Source organism: Candidatus Krumholzibacteriia bacterium (assembly GCA_035649275.1).
Taxonomy (GTDB): Bacteria; Krumholzibacteriota; Krumholzibacteriia.
Map to the genome: position 1 here is coordinate 1 of DASRJW010000142.1, position 3,624 is coordinate 3,624.

Here is a 3,624-nt window from a genome sequence, read left to right on the forward strand (position 1 = left end):
TAGGCCTGGGGTGTGGCTCCGAGCTGCGACAGCATTGTGCCACCCAGGAGCGTTCCTGTCACCTGGGCGAGGGCGTTGGCGAGATTGAAATAGGAGAGCACGCTCGTTCGTTCCTCTTCGCCGATGAGCTCGAGCTGGAGCAGGATGATCGAAAGCTCGTAAGCGGCCCACGCGGCGCCCGACACCACCTGCACGGCGAGCAGGTAATGGAAGGAAGAGGAGACCAGCCACAGGGCCGGCAGCGGGGCGATGCCCATGGCTCCGAGGGTCAGGACCCGGGTGACGCTCCAGTGTTTGGCGAGTCGGCCGAAGCGAGGCAGCATGATCACCTTGGCGATGAAGCTGGTGGAGAGCAAGGCCATGTACTGCCCGTAGCCGAAGTGGAGGGAGCGGAGCATGTAGGGCGTGAAGAAAGGCGAAGCGATCATCACACTCGTTTGCGTGAGCAGCAGGAAAAGGAGTAAGCGACCCTCGTGCCGATGGGTGAGGCGGTGCACGAACTCGCGGGGCGAAATGGTGCGCAGCGCGGGCCAGCCGCGCGGAGGGTCGCTGTACGAAGACAGGAGCCGCGCCGAGACGACGCGCGCCACCACCGCGGCGCCGAAGAGCAGGGCGAAGGCGCGCCGCGGCGCGCCGCGTGCCGCCCCCATCTGCAGCCAGATCCCGCCCGTCATGATGCCGAGAAGCGTCGCGAGCTGATGGAACAAGGTGCGCCGGGCAAAATACCGATGCCGGACGCTCCGCGGCACCAGCGTCCCCACCCAGGTGTTCCAGGCCGGGTTGGCGCCCATCCCCGCGGCCCAGTAGAAAGCGGTGGAGAGGAAGAGCACCTCGAGGGGCAGGCGACCGCGCAGCGCTCCGACCATCAAGGGAACGAAGGTCGCCGCTTGCACGCAGGCGCAGAGCACGACCCAGCGGCGGAGCGTGCCGAGGCGGCGGGCGCCGAAGGGGGAGACGAGCTGCAGGCAAGCGCCGGCGAGAAGCGGCGCCGTGGCCAGAAAGCCCGTGGTCACCGGGCCAGCACCGAGGGCGAGGGCGAAGGCGGAGATGTAGGTCTCGCCGATGCCCACCATCCAGCCGAAATAGGTGCCGTCCTGGGCGATGCGGCGCAGATCGCGGCGGGCGCGATCGAGCCGCCGCGTCTCGCCCGTCACAGGAGGTGACCGCGAAGAATGATCACCGCGATCCCGAAGTAGATGGTGACGCCGATGACATCCACCATCGTCGCCACCAGCGGCGCGGACGACACGGCGGGATCGAGGCCGATCCGGCGGAGCAAGAGGGGAAGCATGGAGCCTACCAGCGTACCCCAGAGAACCACGCAGACCAGGGCGAAAGCGATGGCGAACCCGAGGGGCAGGACGTGCACAGCGTACTGGTGGGAGAACTGTGCGCCGAGGAGGATGCGCAGGAATCCCAAGGAGCCCAGGACGCCGCCGAGGCAGAGCCCGGTCAACACCTCGCGGCGCATGATGCGCCACCAGTCGCCGAGTCCGATCTCGCCGAGGGCGAGGGAGCGGATGATGAGCGTCGTCGCCTGGGAGCCCGAGTTGCCGCCGCTGCTGATGATGAGGGGGATGAAGAGCGTCAGCACCACGGCCTTCTCGATGTGGACCGAGAAACGGGAGAGGGCGTTCACCGTGAGCATCTCGCCCAGGAAGAGGAGGCAGAGCCAGACGGCGCGCTTCCGTACCATGCTGAAGAAGCCGGTGTCGATGTACGGCTCGTCCAGAGCCACGACGGCGCCCAGCTTGTGGATGTCCTCGGTGGTCTCCTCGGCGGCGACGTCGAGGACGTCGTCCACCGTGACGATGCCGACCAGGATGCCCCGGCTGTCCACGACGGGCAAGGCCACGCGGTCGTAGTGCTTGATCCTCTCGACCGCCACTTCCTGGTCGTCGTTGACGTTGAGCGCCGCGAAGGTGTTGTCCATGAGCTCCGTCACCCGCCGGTCGGCAGGGGCGAGAATCACTTCGCGCAGGCGGATGTCGTCGAGCAGCTTGCCCTGGACGTCGACGACATAGAGAATGTTCATGGTCTCGCTGTCGCGGCCGAAGCGGCGCAGTTGCTCGATGACCTGGGCCACGGTCCATTCCTCGCGGATGCTGACGTAGTCCGGCGTCATCCGCCGGCCGATGCTGCCCTCGGGGTAGCCGAGGAGCATGGTGGCGACGCGGCGTTCTTCCGGTGTCAGCAAGCTGATGAGCTTCCGGGTGACCGTGCCGGGGAGCTCTTCCAGCAGGGCGGTGCGGTCGTCCGGGGCCATCTCGTTCAGGATGGCCGCCGCCTCGGCTTGGCCGAGACTGCGAAGCAGCGCTTCCTGCTCGTCGATCTCCAGGTACTCGAAGATGTCGGCGGCGAGCGCCGTCGGTAGCATACGGAAGACGACCGCCCTCTCCTCGGGGTTCAGGAAGGAGAGGGCGTCGGCGAGGTCCGCGGGCAACAGCTCCACCATGGCCTCGCGGAGCGCCTTGAAGTCGCGGTTGCGGATGAACTCCTGGATCTCGGGGACGAAGGCGCGTCCATACACGGCGACTCACCTCCGCAGAGGACCGCAGCAGACCCGCTCACGCTCCGGGCTGCCGCGGTCGTCCCTGCCCCTCGAGCGTGGCTCGACACGAGTCCGGCTCATGGTAGAGCAGCGCTGCGGAGGAAGGCCAGCGCGAGCTCATTTCATACGCGAGTGTCGCGGGGTGGGGCACGCCGGGAGGGCGAGGGTGCGAAGAGGAGGCTCGTGCAGGTGAGGCCGCCTTCGGCCTTGAGGAACTCCGAGTTATCCAGCGCGCGCACGCTGAGCCCGTGCGCCGCGAGGCGTGCTGCAGTGCGTGGAAAGCTGGCGGAAGCGACGACGGTGTCGCCGACGCGGAGCACGTTCGCCGCCTCCGGCTCTTCGGGGTCGATGGCGATGGTGTCGAATCCGGGGAAGAGCGCCACGTCCACCCAGGCGGGATTGACGAGGAGGGAGCCCTTTCCGATGTCGGTGCAGGCGCTCTTGAGGTGGAGGCAGCCGCGCACTGGCACGGGTCGCACGGTGTAGCCCAGGGGTTCCACACGCTCGCGGAGCGCGGCGATCCCTTCCTGGTCGGTGCGCGTCGAGAGGCCGACGAAGAGGGTGCGGCCGAGAAGCAGGACATCGCCGCCGTCCAGCGTACCGGGGGGCGGTAGGTGCACGAGGTCCCGGTAGGCGGCGAGGGCGGCAGCGAGGCCCGCACTCTCGGGCCGCCGGCTCGAGGCACCCATGTGCGGCAGGAGGGCGCATTCGTCGAGCACGACGGCCGCATCTTCGACGAAGACCGCGTCCGGCAGGTCCGGCTCGGCGGGGAGCGAAACCACCTCCGCACCGAGCTCCTGCAGCAACCTCTCGTACTGCCGGTGTTGTGCTCGCGCTCGGTCCGAGTCGATAGGAGCGCGTGACCGGTAGGTCAGCTCGCAGCGGTCGAGGTTGCCGACGCTTCGGGTCAAGGCGATCATCCGGTCACGCCGCTCTCCAAGCCTCCTACTGCGGGGATTTGCTCTCCCCTTTGCTCTCCCCCGGGGCCGCCTTCTCCAACGCCGCGATCAAGGGCTTGGCGGCTTCGGGCAGGGTCGCTTTGCCTTCGAGGACGATCTCCTTGGCGCCGATCT

General features: G+C 68.0%; 3 protein-coding genes. All 3 read right to left on the reverse strand.

Features of this window, described 5'->3' with window-relative positions; translation table 11 throughout:
- A partial coding sequence (locus VFE28_16035; protein HZM17505.1) for an MFS transporter occupies positions 1-1,154 on the reverse strand: 1,154 nt, incomplete at its 3' end.
- Positions 1,151-2,530 carry a magnesium transporter gene (gene mgtE, locus VFE28_16040; GenBank protein ID HZM17506.1) on the reverse strand — a complete coding sequence of 460 codons (1,380 nt, stop codon included), beginning with the start codon at positions 2,528-2,530 and terminating at the stop codon, positions 1,151-1,153. The genes VFE28_16035 and mgtE, both read right to left, overlap by 4 nt.
- A gap of 143 nt (positions 2,531-2,673) precedes the next feature.
- The gene (locus VFE28_16045; GenBank protein ID HZM17507.1) at positions 2,674-3,471 is read right to left on the reverse strand and encodes an arginine deiminase family protein; all 798 of its coding nucleotides are present in this window, start codon (positions 3,469-3,471) and stop codon (positions 2,674-2,676) included.
- Positions 3,472-3,624: the final 153 nt, after the last annotated feature.

Bases quoted from the DNA above. Each gene is read 5' to 3' on its own strand.
- VFE28_16045 (HZM17507.1), bottom strand. From the start codon at position 3,471: ATGATCGCCTTGACCCGAAGCGTCGGCAACCTCGACCGCTGCGAGCTG.